General features: G+C 33.5%; 17 protein-coding genes. 12 read left to right on the forward strand and 5 right to left on the reverse strand.

From position 1 onward, the window contains the following. Nucleotides 1-174: 174 nt before the first annotated feature. Nucleotides 175-2,094: an anaerobic carbon-monoxide dehydrogenase catalytic subunit gene (gene cooS / locus MWH28_RS07730; protein ID WP_248618747.1), complete on the reverse strand. Its 1,920-nt coding sequence runs from the start codon at nt 2,092-2,094 to the stop codon at nt 175-177. A gap of 454 nt (nt 2,095-2,548) precedes the next feature. On the opposite strand from cooS, the gene MWH28_RS07735 reads away from it, so the two are divergent. Both MWH28_RS07735 and MWH28_RS07740 read left to right on the forward strand, forming a co-directional pair. Next, nucleotides 2,549-3,205, forward strand: coding sequence for a hypothetical protein (locus tag MWH28_RS07735; RefSeq protein WP_248618749.1), 657 nt, complete (start codon nt 2,549-2,551; stop codon nt 3,203-3,205). Next, nucleotides 3,205-3,924: a class I SAM-dependent methyltransferase gene (locus MWH28_RS07740; protein ID WP_248618750.1), complete on the forward strand. Its 720-nt coding sequence runs from the start codon at nt 3,205-3,207 to the stop codon at nt 3,922-3,924. Before MWH28_RS07735 ends, MWH28_RS07740 begins: the two co-directional genes overlap by 1 nt. Nucleotides 3,925-3,971: 47 nt before the next feature. Here the strand turns inward: MWH28_RS07740 and MWH28_RS07745 are convergent, their stop codons facing one another. Next, on the reverse strand, nt 3,972-5,063 hold the full coding sequence (locus MWH28_RS07745) for a hypothetical protein (RefSeq protein WP_248618752.1): 1,092 nt from the start codon (nt 5,061-5,063) through the stop codon (nt 3,972-3,974). Nucleotides 5,064-5,257: 194 nt separating this feature from the next. Here MWH28_RS07745 and fdhD point away from each other — a divergent pair, with 194 nt between their 5' ends. The 3 genes from fdhD (at nt 5,258) to MWH28_RS07760 (ending at nt 9,106) form a co-directional block, all read left to right on the forward strand. Then, nucleotides 5,258-6,049 carry a formate dehydrogenase accessory sulfurtransferase FdhD gene (fdhD, locus tag MWH28_RS07750; RefSeq protein ID WP_248618754.1) on the forward strand — a complete coding sequence of 264 codons (792 nt, stop codon included), beginning with the start codon at nt 5,258-5,260 and terminating at the stop codon, nt 6,047-6,049. A gap of 187 nt (nt 6,050-6,236) precedes the next feature. Next, on the forward strand, nt 6,237-6,725 hold the full coding sequence (locus MWH28_RS07755; RefSeq protein ID WP_248618755.1) for a 4Fe-4S binding protein: 489 nt from the start codon (nt 6,237-6,239) through the stop codon (nt 6,723-6,725). Between the two features lie 128 nt (nt 6,726-6,853). Beyond that, on the forward strand, nt 6,854-9,106 hold the full coding sequence (locus tag MWH28_RS07760) for an alpha-amylase family glycosyl hydrolase (protein ID WP_248618757.1): 2,253 nt from the start codon (nt 6,854-6,856) through the stop codon (nt 9,104-9,106). 81 nt (nt 9,107-9,187) lie between these two features. Here MWH28_RS07760 and MWH28_RS07765 read toward each other — a convergent pair whose 3' ends face one another. Further along, on the reverse strand, nt 9,188-9,970 hold the full coding sequence (locus MWH28_RS07765; RefSeq protein WP_248618758.1) for a fumarylacetoacetate hydrolase family protein: 783 nt from the start codon (nt 9,968-9,970) through the stop codon (nt 9,188-9,190). Nucleotides 9,971-10,193: 223 nt separating this feature from the next. Between MWH28_RS07765 and MWH28_RS07770 the strand changes: the two genes are divergently transcribed. After that, a complete protein-coding gene (locus MWH28_RS07770; protein WP_248618760.1) occupies nt 10,194-10,637 on the forward strand; it encodes a hypothetical protein in 444 nt (147 codons plus the stop codon). Nucleotides 10,638-10,927: 290 nt separating this feature from the next. Next, the gene (locus MWH28_RS07775) at nt 10,928-13,177 is read left to right on the forward strand and encodes a cell division protein FtsA (protein ID WP_248618761.1); all 2,250 of its coding nucleotides are present in this window, start codon (nt 10,928-10,930) and stop codon (nt 13,175-13,177) included. A 5-nt stretch (nt 13,178-13,182) separates the two neighbouring features. Here the strand turns inward: MWH28_RS07775 and MWH28_RS07780 are convergent, their stop codons facing one another. Both MWH28_RS07780 and MWH28_RS07785 read right to left on the reverse strand, forming a co-directional pair. Beyond that, nucleotides 13,183-13,374: a hypothetical protein gene (locus MWH28_RS07780; protein WP_248618763.1), complete on the reverse strand. Its 192-nt coding sequence runs from the start codon at nt 13,372-13,374 to the stop codon at nt 13,183-13,185. A 198-nt stretch (nt 13,375-13,572) separates the two neighbouring features. Further along, entirely contained in the window at nt 13,573-13,857 is a 285-nt protein-coding gene (locus tag MWH28_RS07785) for a DUF1657 domain-containing protein (protein WP_248618764.1), read from the reverse strand. 178 nt (nt 13,858-14,035) lie between these two features. Between MWH28_RS07785 and MWH28_RS07790 the strand changes: the two genes are divergently transcribed. From MWH28_RS07790 to glgB, 5 genes are all read left to right on the forward strand, one after another. Beyond that, nucleotides 14,036-14,584, forward strand: coding sequence for a DJ-1 family glyoxalase III (locus MWH28_RS07790; protein ID WP_248618766.1), 549 nt, complete (start codon nt 14,036-14,038; stop codon nt 14,582-14,584). 101 nt (nt 14,585-14,685) lie between these two features. Beyond that, nucleotides 14,686-15,216 (forward strand): ECF transporter S component, encoded by a 531-nt coding sequence (locus MWH28_RS07795; RefSeq protein ID WP_248618767.1) that lies wholly within the window; start codon nt 14,686-14,688, stop codon nt 15,214-15,216. Between the two features lie 22 nt (nt 15,217-15,238). Beyond that, complete coding sequence (locus tag MWH28_RS07800; protein ID WP_248618768.1) at nt 15,239-16,228, forward strand: AIR synthase family protein; 990 nt, start codon at nt 15,239-15,241, stop codon at nt 16,226-16,228. 88 nt (nt 16,229-16,316) lie between these two features. After that, complete coding sequence (locus tag MWH28_RS07805; protein ID WP_248618770.1) at nt 16,317-16,925, forward strand: hypothetical protein; 609 nt, start codon at nt 16,317-16,319, stop codon at nt 16,923-16,925. 128 nt (nt 16,926-17,053) lie between these two features. Beyond that, nucleotides 17,054-19,252, forward strand: a complete 2,199-nt coding sequence (glgB, locus tag MWH28_RS07810) for a 1,4-alpha-glucan branching protein GlgB (protein WP_248618772.1) — start codon at nt 17,054-17,056, stop codon at nt 19,250-19,252. The last annotated feature ends 115 nt before the right edge of the window (nt 19,253-19,367 follow it).

A 19,367-nucleotide genomic window follows, 5' to 3' on the forward strand; every position in this document is an offset into this window, starting at 1 on the left:
GTAGATATATAGGTTTTTCAGAGATCTTATTTTTTCAAGGTTTTGACCTTTAATTGTACATTGTACATTGTCAACTGTACATTATTTTGTGGCACTTTTGTGCCACAAAATTGTAATAAAGCACAACTTAAAAAAACAAAAAGCCCCCTCTAAGGGAACTTTTTGTTTTACTAGTTAAATACCAAGTTCTTCTCTTTTCTTCATAATATGAGCTTCGATTCCATCGGCAGCTTCTTGAGGATTATTCCCTAAGGCAACCTTTCCTCCTGTCAAATCTTCTAAATCATCAGTCAGTAATTTAACCAACTTTGGCCCGCCGGCGACTGGGGGAGTAGGAGATAGGTGAGTGTATAATCCATATGCTAAGGCAAACATAGCATCGATAGTTGCTTTTTGCTCTAGATATTGAGGTGCTGTTACTGCTACCGGTAATTGGGCAGTATCTACCTCTAAGAAGTTAGCAAGTTCAGTTACTAACATTGAAATTCTTCCAGTATCAGTACAGGTTCCAAAGCTAAGGACTGGTGGAATATTGAGTTGCTCACAGACAGCTCTTAATCCATCACCAGCTTGTTCCATTGCTTTAAGATCAGCTAAACCGGCTACTTCTAATCCATGATTACCACATCCACCACTGACAATTAATATATCTCGTTTAATTAACTCTTTTGCTAAATTGACTGTCATGTAATCATGTGGTCCATTGGCTAAGCTGGTACAATTGACCAATCCTACAACCCCTTTAATGCTACCTGCTTTAAGAACATCGACTAAAGGATCTAGTTTACCTCCTAAAGCATTAACAACTGCTTCAGTAGAAAAACCTGAAATAGCTTTTTGAATTCTTTGAGGTACATGTGGAGTTACATTCTCGCTTCGTTGTTTAAAGTTCTCGATTCCCATATCAATCAATTTTTGAGCAGTATCTGCTACTTCTGTAGGTTTATAGTCATAATTATCTTCTACTCCTGGAATTCTTACTAGATCATTAACCGAAACGAGTTTGACCTGATATTTCTCTTCGTAAGGTTTTAAATTAGGAGGGGAACAGTTTTCATCCATAGCAAAGATATCTACTGCACCGGTGGCTAGAACAGGTTCAATTGCTAACCAGTTACCGATTAGTCCCCTAAAGACTTCATCTATTTCAAAGCGTTGTAGAAGTTCTTGTCCAGTTTCAATCGATCCAATGATCCTAATACCCTTTGCTCCAGCATCCTTAGCTTTCTGTTGGATTTGAGGATCACGAGCAGCATAAATAGTAGCAACTGCTGTCCACGGTTCATGTCCATTAAACATGATATTTACATAATCAGGATCCAAAATTCCCATGTCTGTATCGACTTCATGAGGAGTAGGAGTACCAAAGAGGATATCTTGTACCATCTCTAATCCTAATTGGGCCCCATAAATTGTAGCAATTCCTGCTCTTAGTGCCTTTTTTGCCATTGAGACATGGTCTCCATCGACATTTGTTAAGCAACTAGCAGTAGCATCTTTGATTTCATGCATTACTCCTGCAGGATAGATGGCTAAGTCTTGCCATACTTGTTTACGGGGCTCGGGAGCAAAGATTTCGACCATTGCAGGAGGATCATCATAATCACTGCTTAATTGATCGATTAAAAAGTCTGCTAATTGAATAGCAACTTCTTCTTTACTTTGGGAAGTATCGACTCCTACAGCTTCTGCCATCCAATTTAATTTCTCTTCATCGGTAATTCCGAAAGGAGTCTTTCCTTCTGCAGTAGATTTAAGAGTTCTAAAAGCATTATAGGCATGATGAGCATAAGTACTGGTTCCCATAATATTTCTAAGCAACATATTACGCATTGCCATTGCATCGGGATCAATTCCACAGTCACCAAGGTCTGCTCCTACTTTTTCTGAGATTCGGCACGGACCATTTGTACATAATTGACAACTTACTCCATCACTACAGAATCCACAGCGGATCTTCTCTTGAGGATCAAAACGATCGAAGACATTGCTTAGTCCATCTTGATGGATCTTTTCATACATTTCATTAACTGTCTCATGAACACTAACCTTACCATCAGTTAATTCTTCAATACCTGGTATTGATTTGGCCATTAATCTACCTCCTTGATTGTGTTAAAAGCTAACTTTAGTATTTAAAATAAATTGAAAAATTATGCACTTTTTACTATAATAAATAAAACCCAGGGTTTTCCCCTGGGTTATTTGTTCTTTGAAAGAAGGTTACTTTTTAATCATTCGCCTGAGCAGATAAATTCCTGTAACTGCTAGGGCTTTAGTGTAGAGTGGTTTTGAAGTTTGGGGCTTTCTATTAAAGATTTTATCTAGAAAGCCCTGTCTGCGATTGAATAAACTCCTAAAACGCATTTTTATTCCTCCTCTCAAAGTCATAATTATTATTAGCTTAATTTAGATAAAGTATTCTAATAATTAATTGATGTGATTTAAATCAATTTCAAATTGTCTGATTTAGATTATAATATTAAGTAATAAGACTTATACTAAACCTTAATAATATGGATTAATAATCGAAATAAGGAGTGGAAGAATGAGTTTAAGATTAGGTGAAATTCATTATTGGCTTTATAGACAGATTAAGATTATTGAAGAGCGTGAAGTAAAATTAATAACTGCTTTTAAAGAACGTTATGGTGAACAAGAGGTTGGTAAGCTAGCAAAGGAGTTGCGGGCAGAGTATGGAGAGTTGAAATCTGAAGAGCCATTAGAAGATTTGATCGGAGATGAACATATTCATCCTTGGCTAGAAGGTGCAATTACCACTGCTCAGATTAGAGAAGCAGTCTGTGTTAAGAGGTTGCTTGAAGAGTTTTCTAATGAAACCCTCTTACGAAAAGTATATTATAATCAAGGGCGAGAGTTGGCCCGGAAAGTTTGGCAGAAAAATGAAGAAAATAATTTAGAATTAACTTTTAGGGCATTAAAAAATAATTTTTTGGAAAGAATGCCTTGTGATCAATTGTCAACCATTCTTGTAAAAGAAGAAGATAAAATTGTCTGGCGTCATGATTCAAGGTTACATACTGAATTTTGGAGTCAAACTGATGTTTCAATCAAATTAATGCATCAATTATATCAAATTTGGATAGAAGGTTTTATAGAAGCAATTAATCCATCAATTAACTATCAACGCCAGATTGAAAAGGAGTATTATGATGATATTTTTGTTCTGGAGGAGGAAGAATAATGAAGTTCTATCAAGAATTTAGTCGCTATTATGATTTCATCTTTCCTTTCAAAGAGGTTAAATTAAACTTTTTGCAAGAAAAATTACCTGCGAAAGGAAGGTTGTTAGATCTTGCTACAGGTACGGGGACTTATCCAATAGCTTTAGCTGGGCAAGGGTATCAAATATCAGCAATTGATTTAAGTGAGCAGATGATTAATATTGCTAATAAAAAGGCGGAACAAGAAGGGGTCAATATTGATTTTCAGAATGCAGATATGAAAGAAATTGATCAGTTATATTCTAACGAAGATTTTGATTTGATTAGTTGTATTGGAAATTCTTTAGTTCACTTGGATGGAATAAAGGAGCTTACAGAGGTTATCACTAAGATTTATTCATTACTGAAAGAGGAAGGAACTTTTGCTTTACAGATTGTTAATTATGATCGTATTTTAGCTAAAAACATTACAGAGTTGCCTACTATTGAAGCAGAAAATGGTGTAAAATTGACTAGGAAATATGAACTCCAAGAAGGAAGGGTTGAATTTAAGACTACTTTAAAGACAGATGAAGGTGAATTTAATAATTCAGTCTTGTTGTATCCTTTAACTAGTGATAAGTTAAAAGAGATATTATTTGAAGTTGGTTTTGAAGAAGTAAGGTTATATGGTAGTTTTCAACTTGATGATTATAAACCGTTAGAATCTTTTCCATTAGTTGTTAGAGCAGAAAAATAGATTGATTCACCCCGTCTTTACATAGATGGGGTGAATTTTTTGAAAGTTTATAGGCTTAAATTACTTCTGGCATCTATTTTCATTGTAATATCATCTTTATCTATCTTTAGAGATGAATTCATTTGGAAGATGGGCCAAAGTGATTTTAATTCTGTAGTTCCAGCAATTATGAGTTGCTGATTATTAATTTTAGGTTTACTTAGATTACATTTGGTTTTGGAATTGAATAATTTCCAACATAATGGAGTCAACTTAATATGTTTATCTTCAATGATGAAGATGTTAATTAATTCTAATAATTTAAGTTGTTCAAGGTTGGAGTGATGATAATCAACTTGTTTAATGAAGAAGTTGAAAGGGATTTGTTGCTGTAATGGATAATAACTCAAGACAGCGATAGTATTTCTTAACTTTTGAGCATATCGAGGAAAGAATGTTTCAATTCCAGTTAATATTTTTTGTTTATATGAAGTATCAAGCCACTTATCAATATTATCTTTTACGGTATAGTTTGATTTTTCCAAAAGTTGATTCTGTGCTGAATATTGTTTAAGATAGTTAAATAATTTTGAATTGGAGATGGAACTTTGATTAAGTTTATTGATGAAAGCTTGTAATTTATCTTTATTTGAATCATCTGAAATATGAATATGACCTAGAAAAAGCAATAAGTAATGAAAAAATGAAGGTGTACATTTAATTCTTACCTCAGGAGCTTCTGAGTAAGATTCTTGTTTAGTAGTTTTAGTTTCAGTAGGATTAGATTCTGAAACTGTCTTTTGCGGTTGGTCATCTGAAAAAAGGTCTATTAAGATTTTTTTGATCTCGTAGGGAAAATAACAAAAATTATTCTGTTCATAAATTAAACCTAATTCTATTAATCTTTGATAAGTAGAAAGTTGTAAACTCTCTTTATTAATTGGCTCAGTTGAAAGCAACCTTTTTATAGTAGATAGAGTTTTGGGTTTCAATTCTTTTTTGATGAACTCTTTAAGATAAACAGGGTCAGATAATTTTTGCTTTATCTCTTTACTAACCCATGCTTTTGAAAAATTAGGGTTATAATAAATATGGTGTTGGGTTGCAACTTGGCTTAAATCCTCTTTATCCTTCTTTTTTAAACACTCTATTAAGTGCATTAAAATCCTCCCTTCTAGTTAAAATTTAAAGTTAAATGGTTAGTTGAAGATAATTGACTTATTACTAGTAATTATACTATAATTATTATATGATACTTAATACTAAGAAAATTAATAATTATTTCATTTAATTAATTTATTTGGTTTAATTAATAATAAAATGAATCAATGTGAGAGGGAGTAGTGGTCTTATTATGGATTTATCAATTGAAAATAAAATTGTTCGTTATAATAGGGGTGAGATTGAAGAATTAGATGATTTTTTAATTAGAGAATATGCTTTAACTATATTTTTAAATGAGAAAGAGTTTCTTACGTTATTATGTTCACCACAAAGCCTTAATTATTTGACTGTTGGATTTTTAGTTTCAGAAGGTTTATTAAAAAAACCTGAAGAAATAAAAGAAATAGAGGTTGCTGCAGAAGATGGAGTTGTTAGAGTAGAAACCAATAAAAAGTTAGATATGAGAGAAAAATTACATGGGAAGAGAACTTTGACTACTGGTTGTGGTAAAGGAACTGTTTTTTATAATGTATTAGATTCTTTAGGAACTAAAAAGCTTAATAAAGATAATCTAAAAATTGGTGCTGAAGAGGTTTTAACTTTAATCAAAAAGATGAGTCGGCAATCTGAACTCTTTAAACAAACTGGTGGAGTACATAGCTGTTGTTTGGCAAAGCAAGAAGAAATTCTTATTTTTCATGAAGATGTAGGGCGACATAACGCAGTAGATAAAGTTATTGGTGAGGCCTTTATGAAAGGAAATGATCTACAAGATAAGATATTACTAACTAGTGGAAGGATCTCTTCAGAAATGCTACTTAAGGCTGCTAAGCAAGAAATTCCAATTGTAGCTTCTAGGTCTGCACCTACAAATTTAACAGTCAAGATTGCTGAAGAGTTGAATTTGACTGTGATCGGTTTTGCAAGAGGAAGGAGATTAAATGTCTATACTCATTCTGATAGGATAGATTTTAATGAATAGTGATTAGTAAAGAGATTAAAACTTTCAATATAAAAATTGAAGGTTTTTTGTCATTAAGGAAATTATGTTTTTTAGAGGTTTGGACTTAAACTGAGTTACCGGAGGTAACTTTTTTAATTGGGTTCAAGTATAGCCCTTGATTTATTATAGTATATATTAAGTAATTAATGTATACTGGGGGATGAAATTGAAAGATAAATTAATGCGATTAATTAGAAGTGTTAGTTGGGTTTTATTAGTATTATTTTTGCTGTTGGGAAGAGTGAATTTTTTATTAGGAAATCTAGTTGTGATTTGTATGTTGGCCCCATTATTTACTTCTGCTATAACAGGAAGAAGGGTCTGGTGTGGCTTTTTTTGTCCACGGGGTAGCTTATATGACAACTTAATAGAAAAGGTCAGTTTACGGCGAAAAATACCTTCTATTTTTAAAAAATCATATTTTAAAGTTGGTTTTTTAGGATTATTGATGGGGAATTTATTGCTAGCAATTTATTTAGCTGCGGGAGATTGGGTACAGATTGGCTTTATTTTTTATCGCTTGATCTTAGCCACTACATTATTTGGAATTTTGTTGGGATTGGTTTTTAAGGAGAGAATTTGGTGTGCTTTTTGTCCAATGGGTTTATTATCAAACTTAATGATTAAGATTAAAACTAAAGTTTTAAGGGGTTAAAAAAGTAGAAATTTTGTTTTTATTCAAACTCAACCTTAGCCTTAAACTTAATTAATTATTTATCTCCTTTTGGTTAATAATATAAACGATAAAGAAGGATTAGTAATAATTGACTAAAGGAGGATTTGATGAGGACAAAGGTACGGATTCATTATGACAATAAAAATAATTTTAGAAATCCAGTCCTATGGGCGTGGCTGGATGGAACGGGGCGATTTGAAAAAAAGGTCTATCCTGATGGTAGGGATGATTATGGATTTTATTATGATTTAGTAGTTAATAGGGCCAACTTTAATTTTAAATTCAAGGATGAGTTAGGTGATCATACGATCTGGGAAGATGAACGAAACAACCGCTTTTATAATGCTGGATTAGGGGGGGAGATTTGGTGTAAAGCAGGCTGGCATAATGTCTATAATGTCAGACCAGCAGAGCCTGTAGGGCATATTAAAGATGCATATCAAGAGATTAAAGATTTAATTCCTCAAGAAAATTTTTATCTGCCAGGTACAGATGTATCGAAATTTAAGACTCCTTCTTTATTAGGAGCTCATAAATTAACTGATGGTTCAGTCAGTTTTGCTCTCTTTCACCCGCGAGCAGGTCGAGTTTATTTAGGATCTAATCTTAATAAGTTTCAAACACCTGGCAATTGTCCTGCTTGTGCTGATGAAGAAGACTCATTTATTGAGCTTGATTTATATAAAGGTTATTATAATCAACCGAATATTTGGTGGACAAGGGTGCCAGCTGAGCGAATCGATTCTGAAGTTTCGGAGATTGAATATAAATTCTTTGTTCAAGGTGGAATCGGGGGAAATCAAAGATGGGCTTGGGATCCTTATACTAGAGTTTATAGTGATAACTACCAACGAGAAAATTGTGTAGTTGCAGATCCGACCAACTTTGAATGGACAGATGATGATTGGGAAACGCCTGATATTAGTGAATTGATTATTTATGAATTGAATGTTTATGGATTTACAGATGAAGATTCTGATCTTTCTATAGAAGAGCAGAGTACATTTAAAGGAGTTATTCGTAGAATTGAGGAGGGTTATTTTGATGATTTAGGAGTTACTGCTTTAGCTTTAATGCCAACTTCTGAATCTTGGAGCCATTTTGGTTTGGGATATGATCCATGTAGCTTTATGTCAATCGAGAAGGACTTTGGTGATTTAGATGATTTTAGAGAGTTAGTTGATACTGCTCACAATCATGGATTGGCAGTAATTGTCGATCAAGTCTTTAACCATACATCTAATCAATTTAACCCTTTATGGGATCTAATTGATGATGGTTCAGGGCCAGGTGGTCTTTATTTTTCTGGGAGTACTAAGTGGGGTAATCGAGTTGCTACAGGTATACCAGAAGTTGACAATATGTTGATTGATTCTTGCAAATTATTTATTGAAGAATATCATGTGGATGGATTTAGGTTTGATGCTACCCATAGCAATTATTTAGATCATCAATTATTATATGAGATTCAAGATGAAATTAGGGATAGTGGATTTAAACCTGATACAATTTTAATTGCTGAAAACTTACCAAATGAACCAGATTTAAATTTTGAAGGGTATAATGGTTATGCACAATGGAGTGATATGTTCCATGATAAGATTAAAGCATTATTAAGGGAAGGGGTTTATAGAGATTGGTGCTATAATACACCACAAGGTTTAGGGGATATCTTTTATTTTTCCAAAAATAGATTTGCTGATCATACAAATAATGTGATTAATTATAGTGAAAGCCATGATGAACCGAGTGTTAAGTTTGAAATTGAGACTAATGAAATAACTGATTGTGATGTTAAGGATAAAAAAGCTAAACTGGCCATGATGGCCACTATGACTGCGTTAGGTCAGCCAATGCTTTATATGGGCCAAGAGTTTGGGGTCAATCGAGATGCCAATAATATTGATCTTAATAAAGTCAGCCCTGATCCTAATTGTCCAGAATTTGAGTATAATCAATTCTTTGATTGGACGCAGAGATTGATTAATCTGCGCAGAAAGTATGGAGCTTTAAAGATTTCTGGAGACAATCCAATTGAGACTGGTGAATTTAATTGGATGTTAGGGCCATGGTTACCTCCAGAGCAAGGAAAGAACAGACGATTGATCGGTTGGAGAACGAAGGATAAAAACAATAACGATGAGATGTTGATTCTGCTTAACTTTGAAGGGGAAGAGATTAAAGTAGAATTAAAGTTTGATTTTGAAGGAAAGTGGGGTAAGCTTGCTGATCTTGATCAGGTAAATGATTTTTCTGCTGAAGATGAAGTTGGCCCGATGGATACATTAATTATAGGAGAAAATAAAAAGGTTGATTTTAATCTGCCACCATATAGTGGTTTTATTTATAAGAAGATTTAGAAATAAAGTGGTATAAGATACCCAGTCTATTATAGACTGGGTATCTTATTTATCATTACTGAGTTGCTGGAGGCAACTTTTTTATTCTTCTATTATCTTGTTTTTTAAGCTACCGATCTCTTCTATTTTAATTTCAAGTTGATCACCAGGGTTTATTTTAGTTACTCCTGGTGTGCCAGTAGTAACTACATCACCGGCTCTAAGAGTCATGATTTTAGAAATGAAGCTGATAATCTCTGGAATCTTAAAGATCATTTGGGACGTATTGGAGTCTTGTTTCAATTTGCCATTGATAAATGATTGAATCTTAAGTGAGCTAGGGTCGATATCTGTTACAATTGTTGGCCCTAAAGGTGCAAAACCATCGAAAGACTTACCCCGAGTAAACATTCCATCTTTGGCTATTAAATCAATAGCAGTTAGATCATTAAAGCATGTATATCCTAGGATATGTTGATCTACTTCAGATTCTTTGATGTTTCTAACAGTATCTTTAATAACCACTGCTAATTCTGGTTCAAAATGTACTTCATTAGCCATTTGAGGATAGGTTATATCTTGGTTAGGGCCAACGACAGCAGTTTCTGGTTTAAGAAAAGTAAGTGGTTCATCGGGTATTTTAACCCCTACTTTTTTATTTTCTTTTTTCTTGCGATTTTGTTTAGCATTGTCTTTGTAATTGATTCCTACACAAACAATTTTGCTAGGTTTACAGGGAGCTAATAACTCTACTTCAGATAGTTGATAATGTTGATCAATTAAATCATACTCTTCAGTTATTTGGCCCTCGATAGCATGAATTTCTTCATTTTTTAGTAGTCCATATGATACGGAACCTTGATATTTAAAAAGTACAAACTTCATTAGTTTCTCCTCCTTAATAATTTATTAAGTATATTGTTAAATTTCTTAAAGTAATTTATGTTGTGGAAGATAAGGAATATTATTATTATAACAGCTACTTTTGAATTATTAAACAAATTTATTGGAATTTATCAAATATATATCGCTACAAGCAGGAAATATACTATAAATCGTTAAATAATTGAATAAGCTAGCAAATAAATTCTAGATAAAGGGGTACATAATGAAGAAATTATTTTTCTTAGTGCTAATTATTCTTTTATTTGTCACTCCAACTTTAGCAAGTGGGAGTATTACTAGAAATAACTCTGAGCCAGCTAATTTGGTTATTTATCAATCAAATCGCTGGTCGCCAATGGCAAAATGGGATTTAACTAATCTTAGTTTACCACAAGAAGCTACTATTAGTAAACTAAAAGTGGAATGGGATATTTTTACTAATTTATCTACTCAAGAATATACGGGATTAACAGTAGTAGTTTCCAATCAAAAGAAAGAGGTAGAGTTGAATATTGATCAGTTTGTAGCTGAGGGAACTACTACAGCTTTCAACGGAGCATCTATTGAGCAAGAATGGTCGATACGTTATTATGTTGAAGAGTTAAAGTATGAAGGCAATTATTTTGCTTTAACACCAACGTTAAAGATTTATTATGAAGTGGATTAAAAAATCAATGTACAGTTGATAATGTACAATTTACAGTGGATACGGTTTTTGATTGTTTTGAATTTAGGCTTTTAATGGTTTTCCTTCGGGTTCTTTGAACCCTTCGTGATGAAAAAATTCGCTCTTAGATTTTTTTCTATCCTTACGGGTCTTTATCAAGACCCTCCATGAAACCCCTACAGGGCTTATCAGCCCTTTCGTGAAAATCATAGAAATCATATCCACAAAGATCGTATCTACTGTCAACTGTAAACCGTAAACTGTACACTATAAATTAGGAGGTTTTCTAAATGCAAGAAAAGGATGACTTAATTTTTGCTTTAGATATTGGAACTAGAACGGTGGTTGGTGTTCTATTAGAACCTACTGCTGATGATAGATTAATTGTGAAAGCATCTGAAGTAATTGAACATAAAAATAGATCAATGATTGATGGTCAAATACATAATGTAGAAGAGGTTGCTACACAAGTAGAAAAGATTAAAACAAGTTTAGAAAGAAAATGTGATACCACTTTAAATAAGGTTGGAATTGCTGCTGCAGGACGTGCTCTAAAGACGGTGACTGGTCATTGTCAATTAGAATTTGATAATAAACGAGAAGTAACTACTAGTGATGTGCAAACTTTAGAATTTTCTGCTGTTCAAAATGCTCAAGAGAAGTTAGTTAGTAAAGGTGATCAAGCTGAAGGTTATCATTTTGTAGGTTATACTTTATTACAGAATATGTTAGATGGAATGAAGCTTGGTAATCTAGTAGGGCAGAGTGGTAAAAAGATAGAAGTTGACTTGATAGCTACTTTTCTGCCACGGATAGTAATTGATTCTTTATTGACTGTCATTCGTCAAGCAGATTTAGAAGTAGATCATTTAACTTTAGAGCCGATTGCTGCTTCTAATCTAATTGTACCCCGGCGGATGTATAACTTCAATTTGGCGTTAGTAGATATTGGGGCAGGAACTTCAGATATTGCTATAACTAAAGAAGGGTCGATTATTGGTTATGCCATGGTTCCAGTAGCAGGAGATGAGATTACTGAAGCTATCTGTCAAAGCTATATGCTTGATTATCATAAAGCTGAAGAGATTAAAAGGAAGCTACTCGTAGAAGATAAAGTAGAGATAAAAGACATCTTAGATCAAGTAACAACAGTCGCCACTAGTAGTGTTATTAAGATGATAGAAGATGAAGTAGAGAGTTTGGCCCAGCAGATTGCTGATGAGATATTAAGTTTAAATCAACAACAACCTCAGGCAGTTATTTGTATTGGAGGAGGGAGTTTAACTCCATTATTGAAAGAAAAGCTGGCTAAAAAATTAGAGTTGCCCGTAAATAGAGTAGGGGTTAAGGATTGTCAAGAAGTTAATGAAATTGAAGGAACAATTGATGGAGTGACAGAGACACAGTCAATAACTCCTTTTGGGATTGGGATTACTTGTTATAAAAATAATAAACAAGTTAATTTTATAGATATAGAGGTTAATGGAGATCTAATTCACTTATTTACTTTAAGAAAACCTAAGGTATCTGATGCACTTTTAGCAGCAGAAATTGATATTACAGCTTTAAAACCAAATCCTGGACTAGCTATTTCAGTAGAGGTTAATGGTGATTTAAAGGTGATTAGAGGTTCATTAGGAACAGCTGGACGGCTCTTAGTCAATGGAACAGAAGCAGAGCTTGAAGATGAAATCAGTCATGGCGATCAGTTAACAGTTGAATTAGGTGAACAAGGTGAAAATGCGTATGGCGTGATAGCAGATGTAGTTCCTGAATTACCAAGTCGTAAGATATATATTAATGAAACAGAAGTTGTTTTAGAACCGATTTATTATATGAATGAGAAACCAGTCAGTGCAGATACGGAGCTTAAAGATCGGGCCAACATTACTTATACACTACCTCAGACTGTCAAAGAGGTGGTTGAACAAATCTTAGAGTTTCCTGTTGAGCAGATAAAAAAAAGAAAGATCAGTTATACTTTCAATGGAGCAGAAAGGGAATATCAGTACCAAAATTATCGTATTTTGCTCAATGGGAAGGAAGTTTCATTAGATCAGGAAGTGGATAGTGGAGATCATTTGAGCTTTGAAGAAGTTAATAAGAGTGATCTAAAGATTAAAGATCTTTTAGATGAGGTAAAAGTTAATAGTACAATTAATGTTACTTTCAATAATCAGCCAGTTGAAGTACCACTTGTTGATTTTCAGCTATTAAAGAATGGCAAAACGGCTCAGTTGGAGGATCAAATCTTTACTGGTGATGAGATCGTTTATCAACCAGGCACTGTACAATTAAATCAGTTATTAAGCCATATTAATTATGAACTTCCTACTAATATCAATGGAAGGTTGATCATTGAGAAGAATGGTCAAGCTGCCCAATTGATTGAACCTTTAGAAGATGGAGATCAGGTTAAGATTTATGTTGAAGATAAAAGGTCAGATATAAAAGTAGAAGATAGTATGAAGAAAAAGAAGAAAGAAGGAAATTCTTTAGAAAGGTTACAACAAAGATTGCAAATTAAATTATTAGATTAGTTTTGTTATCCATTGAGTCGAGGGAGCTGTCTTAAAAGTGAAGCCAATTTGGCAGGTAGTTGATTAAAAAATTCAGGATTATTATTTAAATTATCCATAACTAATTGGATAGAAATAAAAATTGTAATAATAATTAATGTAAATAAAACTGTTTTCAAAACTCTATCTATTAAAATAGCTAATGATTCTGTATTCATAAAATTACCTCCCTCTCATATTATTTTGGAGTGGAAGATTAAGAAATATACCTGTAATAAATTACCAAATGATTTAAAAGGCTTCGTCAACTCAGCTTAAGTCTAAAGTTATCTATAGTCTCTAAAAATTATAAATTCCTAACGATAAAAAAGAAGAGTAAGAGGATTAATCCTCTTACTCTTCTTTAATGTTTAAATTTATTGTTGTTGGTTTTGTTGTTCTTGTTGGCCCTGTTGTTCTTGCTGTTGTCCTTGTCCCTGTTGATTTTGCATTTGTTGCTTTTGTTTATATTGTGGTTCTTCACTTTCAACATAATTGACTCTCTCTTCTAATTGTTGAGCTACCTGTTGAATCTGTTGAGCACATTGAGTATACATATCTTGAGCTAAGTCATCATTAGTATCTTGAGAGAATCCTTCTAAAGTGTTTTTAGCAGTTTCTAATCCTGTTAAGGCTTGGTGTAAATCGTCACCTACTGTCATTTAAACACCTCCTTTCAGCACATTAGTTATAATAACCTAGAGCCTGATTTAATATAACTAGAATATTTGTTTAATTAATTAAAAATTTGTTAAATTTGCAGGAGGTTTATAAGTGAAACAGTAATATATGATTAAGGATAAGTCAATGATATATATAATAAGAAAGGAGAAGGTTTATATGAGCAAAATTGTTATTCCTTTAGCAGAAGGTTTTGAGGAAATTGAAGCAGTTACCAGTATTGATGTTTTACGAAGAGCAGAGATTGAAGTTGTTACTGTATCATTAGGTGATTTAAAAGTAACTGGAGCTAATGAAATTACAATTGAAGCAGATCAAAGTATTGATCAGATAACAAGCACTGATTTAACAGGAATTATTTTGCCAGGTGGGATGCCAGGAGCAGTTAATTTAAGAGAGGATGAACGGGTAATCAATTTAATTCAAGAACTTGCTGACGATAACAAGTTAATTGCTGCGATCTGTGCTGCACCAATTGTTTTGGAAGAGGCTGGAGTTTTAAAAGATAAAGAAGCTACAAGTTATCCAGGTTTTAAACCTAGAATGAAATCTTGTAAGTACCAAGAAGATAGAGTAGTAATTGATGATAACTTAATTACAGGCCGTGGTCCAGGAGTTGCTTTAGAGTTTGTCCTAACAATAGTTAAATATCTAGCTAACCAAGATGCTGCTTTAGAGTTAAAAGAAGCAATGCTAACCAATTTTTAATCCCTGAGTAAACAACTCAAATAAGTTGTATTTTGACAATTTTTTAGTTTTATGTTAAGATGAATTGATATAATTATTAATTTAAGAGAGGAGTTATATTAATGCATGAAACTAAAAAATTAACATTAGGCGGCTTATTAATCGGATTAGTAGCAATTGCAACTATGGCCATTAATATTCCAATGCCAACTACAGGTGGTTACATACACCTAGGAGATAGTATGATCTATTTAATTGCTATCTTATTTGGAGGTAAATTTGGAGCATTAGCAGGAGGAGTTGGTTCTGCTATGGCAAATATTTTATCAGGGTATAGTCAGTGGGCATTATTTACTTTAATTATTAAAGGGCTTATGGGATTGATTATAGGAAAGATTGCTTTTATGACTAAAGAAGAGCAAACATTAAAGCTAAAGCATATTTTAGGTGTCTTAATAGGTGCTATTTGGATGATAGCTGGTTATTATTTTGCGGAAGGTATTATGGTAGGTAGTCTGATAGTACCTTTACAAAGCATTACATGGAATGTAATTCAATCAGGTATGGGAGCAATCATTGCCTTTCCAATATTATTTGCACTTTTAAAGACAGAACTAATAGAGGATTTAGAAAGTATAAGAGATAATATATAATTTGATTTGAAGGTGATAATTTATGAAGGCAGGTAAGATTGATATTAATAATTTAAAAGAGTTAATTCTAGATCAAATTTCTTCAAACAATCAAGATGTCTTAGTTCGACCAGAAATTGGTGAAGATTCGACTGTAATTGATTTTGGAGAATTCGTTGCTGTCATGTCTAGCGATCCAATTACTGGTGTACAAGAAGGGATGGGAAGTTTAGCAGTTAATGTTGCTTGTAATGATATAGCAGCTAATGGTGCCCAACCAATCGGAATTCAACAGGTTTTATTATTTCCGCCTACTACAGCCGAAGAGGAAATAACAGCAATTGTAAAAGATATAAATCAAGCTGCTCAAGATTTAGGAATTGATATCTTGGGCGGACATACAGAAATAACTGATATCGTTAAACAACCATTGGTTTCTTGTACTGCAATCGGCAAAACCACTAAAGATAACTTTGTAACTTCGGCTGATGCTCAAATAGGGGATCAAATAATCCTTACTAAATGGGCTGGTTTAGAAGGGACTGCTATTTTGGCTACAGATTTTTCTGATCAATTGTCAGAATTAGGGATGGAAACTGAAATAATAGAAGAAGCCCAACAATTAACTGAGTACTTAAGTGTAATTCCAGAAGGTTTATTAGGAGCAGAGTTAAAGGTCAATGCAATGCATGATGTTACTGAAGGAGGCTTATATGGCTCGCTGTTTGAATTGGCTGAAGCAGCTGAGGTTGGATTTGAAATAGAAGAAGACTCAGTTCCCTTACATCGGACAACTAAAAAGATAACTCAACTGTTAGATATCAACCCTTATCAATTAATCGGTTCCGGAGCAATGCTCTTAACTGCTGTAGAAGGAGAAAAGGTTGTAGATAAATTAACTACTGCTGGAATTAATGCTACAACCATTGGAGAAATTACAGCACAAAAGAGAGTAGTTGTTACAGAGCAAGGAGAGATTGAACTCAACCAAGCTCCTCAGGATGAATTGTGGAGATTTTTAGCTGAAAATTAATTATTGTTCTTACCCTTTATTACATAAAAAGCTTAGTTAAGCTAAAAATAATACTGAGCTGAAAATTTTAAAAGAGGGTGGGAAAATATTGAACAAAAATAATTATCCACTAACTGTAGTAGTCTTTTTAGTACTAGTTTTATTAGGAGCAATCTTTTATAAAGTTAATTTTGGTGATGGCCAAGTTGGAAATATAGTTGGTTTTGATACTGAAGAGGTAGAAGGTACTCTTTTTCCTATTTATGGGCCAGATGAAAATCTTGATGAGACTGAAGTTAACTTTTATATTCAGCTTGCTGATGATTTAGAGCAGTTTGAAAAATTACAGGTAATTGCTAATAGATTATCAAGGTTTAGATTTGATTTTTTGCCAATTAAGGTCCTAGAGATAGAAGAAGAGAACGGAAGAGAGATAGCAGTTATAAATTTAGAAGAGCATCAATGGAATCGAAATGGGGATGAAACACCTGAATTTAGAGGAAATGCTGGGGTTACCTGGTATTTAGATCATTTTCAGGGGGCAGCTACTGGATATTTTACATCGGAAACCTTAATCAGTTCTTTTTTGCAACCAGAGTATGACGGAGATTGGATTGATGGAGTTAGATTTCTTTATCAAGGGCAGCCAATCCGGGAGCAAGATTGGGATGCTGTTGATTTAGAAGGGGTATTTTATAGAGATGAAATTAATAATTAAAGATTTGAATTTAAGTGTAATCCTATAGATGTTAAGTCTATAGGATTATTTTGATTTGGTTTAATCTTTTTCAAATAAAAGGATAAAAATAGTTATTCGCGAAATTCATAGTGAGAAGGGAGGACATAATGAGTACATTAAATCAAACTGAAATAGAGCAGATTGTTAATGCTAGATTAGAGAGTCCATTTAAATTTCTGGGGATTAATCTGATCAATCGAGAGCAAGTGGTGGTTAGGGTTTTTCGTCCAGATGTAGTTAGTGTCTTTATTGTTTCTGATTGTTTAACTGAGAAAATTAAACTAGATAAGATAACAGAAGCTGGGTTATTTGAGAAAGTGATTGAAAGAAAAGAGATATTTGATTATCAATTACAGTTTAAAACTGAACAGAAGAGTTGGCTAGAAGAAGATCCTTATAGCTTTGGCCCTGTTTTATCTCACAATGACTTGCATTTATTTAATGAAGGGAATCATCATCGTATTTATGAAAAGATGGGGGCCAAAATTATGACCCACGAAGGGAGTAAAGGAGTTCATTTTTCTGTCTGGGCTCCAGAAGCAAAGAGGGTCAGCGTAGTTGGTGAATTTAATAGTTGGGATGGGCGAATTCATCAGATGAGATTATTAGAAGACTCTGGAGTTTGGGAGTTATTCATTCCAGATTTAGGGGAAGAAGAATTGTATAAGTTTGAGATTTTGACTAAGTTAGGGCAGAGATTAATCAAATCGGATCCTTACGCTGTCTATAGTGAATTAAGGCCGGATAATGCTTCACTGACTTATGATCTATCCAATAAATATCAGTGGCAAGATGAAGAGTGGATGAAAAAAAGAGAAGAAATCAATTGGTTAGAGAGACCGATTTCAATCTATGAGGTGAATTTAGCCTCATGGGCCAAAGTTCCAGAAGAAGATAATAGATTTTTAACTTATCGTGAGTTGGCTACTAAATTAGTTAATTATGTTAAAGAGAATAACTTTACTCATGTAGAGTTAATGCCCTTAGGAGAGTATCCGTTGGATGAATCCTGGGGTTATCAAGTAGTTGGATACTTTTCTCCAACTAGTAGATTTGGCAGGCCAGAAGATTTAATGTATTTAATTGATCAGTTCCATCAACATGGCATTGGGGTAATTTTAGACTGGGTACCGGGGCATTTTCCTAAAGATGCTCATGGTTTAGCTAGATTTGATGGAACTGCTCTCTATGAACATTTAGATCCTCGCTTAGGAGAACATAAAAAGTGGGGTACATATGTCTTTAATTATGGTCGGGAAGAAGTTAGAAATTTCTTGATCTCTAATGCTTTATATTGGCTAGATAAATTTCACATAGATGGTTTTCGAGTTGATGCTGTCTCCTCTATGCTTTATCTAGATCATAAGCGAGAAGAGTGGATTCCCAATCAATATGGAGGACGAGAGAATTTAGAAGCAATTGATTTCTTACAGTCTTTTAATTCGATTACCCATCAAAATCATCCTGGTATTTTGACAATTGCTGAAGAATCAACCTCCTGGTCAGGAGTAACTAAGCCTACTTATCTAGGAGGGCTTGGTTTTTCGATGAAGTGGAATATGGGCTGGATGAATGATGCTTTAGAGTATATTGAAGTCGATCCCTTTTATAAGAAGTATCATCATAATAAATTGACTTTTCCTTTATTATATTCATTTAATGAAAATCATGTCTTGGTATTGTCCCATGATGAAGTAGTCCATGAAAAGAGCTCAATGATTGGGAAAATGCCTGGGGATCGTTGGCAGAAATTTGCTAATTTACGACTCTTTTATGCTTATATGTTTGCCCATCCAGGTAAGAAACTTCTCTTTATGGGTGGTGAATTTGGGCAGTGGAATGAATGGAATGCCACTAAGAGTCTTGATTGGCATTTGTTAGATTATAAACCACATCAGAAGTTATTAAGATTTATTCGTGAATTAAATGCTATCTATCAAGAACATAATGTTTTGTGGGAGAAGGACTTTGATCAATCAGGATTTGAGTGGATTGACTGTCATGACTTTGAGAAGAGTGTTATTTCTTTTATTCGCAAGGGTCATAATCCAGAGGAAAGAATGGTCTGTGTTTTTAATTTCACACCTGTTGCTAGGGGGAATTATAGGTTGGCTGTACCACAAGCAGGATTTTATGAAGAAATATTAAATACTAATGCTGAGATTTATGGAGGGACTAACCTAGGGAATCTAGGTGGGGTTCACTCAGAGCCTATTGCTTGGCATGGGCGAGAGCATTCGATTGAGATTACACTGCCACCGTTGACGGGGCTGTACTTTAAATATCAGTTGACAGTTGATAGTTGACGGTTGACAGTTAAAAGAGCTTCTAAAGAAAAAAACTATTGATATAAAGCTTAACTTTAATTTACAATGTACAAAATTGACAATTGACAATTAAAACCATTAAATCTTATAATCA

The organism is Natroniella sulfidigena, from assembly GCF_023223645.1.
Lineage (GTDB): Bacteria > Bacillota > Halanaerobiia > Halobacteroidales > Halobacteroidaceae > Natroniella > Natroniella sulfidigena.

What these genes read in the sequence shown, in the direction of transcription:
- MWH28_RS07770 (WP_248618760.1), top strand. Translation starts at nt 10,194, where the DNA reads ATGAAGAAATTATTTTTCTTAGTGCTAATTATTCTTTTATTTGTCACT.
- MWH28_RS07745 (WP_248618752.1), bottom strand. Translation starts at nt 5,063, where the DNA reads ATGCACTTAATAGAGTGTTTAAAAAAGAAGGATAAAGAGGATTTAAGC.
- MWH28_RS07795 (WP_248618767.1), top strand. Translation starts at nt 14,686, where the DNA reads ATGCATGAAACTAAAAAATTAACATTAGGCGGCTTATTAATCGGATTA.
- MWH28_RS07765 (WP_248618758.1), bottom strand. Translation starts at nt 9,970, where the DNA reads ATGAAGTTTGTACTTTTTAAATATCAAGGTTCCGTATCATATGGACTA.
- MWH28_RS07740 (WP_248618750.1), top strand. Translation starts at nt 3,205, where the DNA reads ATGAAGTTCTATCAAGAATTTAGTCGCTATTATGATTTCATCTTTCCT.
- fdhD (WP_248618754.1), top strand. Translation starts at nt 5,258, where the DNA reads ATGGATTTATCAATTGAAAATAAAATTGTTCGTTATAATAGGGGTGAG.
- cooS (WP_248618747.1), bottom strand. Translation starts at nt 2,094, where the DNA reads ATGGCCAAATCAATACCAGGTATTGAAGAATTAACTGATGGTAAGGTT.
- glgB (WP_248618772.1), top strand. Translation starts at nt 17,054, where the DNA reads ATGAGTACATTAAATCAAACTGAAATAGAGCAGATTGTTAATGCTAGA.
- MWH28_RS07775 (WP_248618761.1), top strand. Translation starts at nt 10,928, where the DNA reads ATGCAAGAAAAGGATGACTTAATTTTTGCTTTAGATATTGGAACTAGA.
- MWH28_RS07780 (WP_248618763.1), bottom strand. Translation starts at nt 13,374, where the DNA reads ATGAATACAGAATCATTAGCTATTTTAATAGATAGAGTTTTGAAAACA.
- MWH28_RS07790 (WP_248618766.1), top strand. Translation starts at nt 14,036, where the DNA reads ATGAGCAAAATTGTTATTCCTTTAGCAGAAGGTTTTGAGGAAATTGAA.
- MWH28_RS07800 (WP_248618768.1), top strand. Translation starts at nt 15,239, where the DNA reads ATGAAGGCAGGTAAGATTGATATTAATAATTTAAAAGAGTTAATTCTA.
- MWH28_RS07735 (WP_248618749.1), top strand. Translation starts at nt 2,549, where the DNA reads ATGAGTTTAAGATTAGGTGAAATTCATTATTGGCTTTATAGACAGATT.
- MWH28_RS07760 (WP_248618757.1), top strand. Translation starts at nt 6,854, where the DNA reads ATGAGGACAAAGGTACGGATTCATTATGACAATAAAAATAATTTTAGA.
- MWH28_RS07785 (WP_248618764.1), bottom strand. Translation starts at nt 13,857, where the DNA reads ATGACAGTAGGTGACGATTTACACCAAGCCTTAACAGGATTAGAAACT.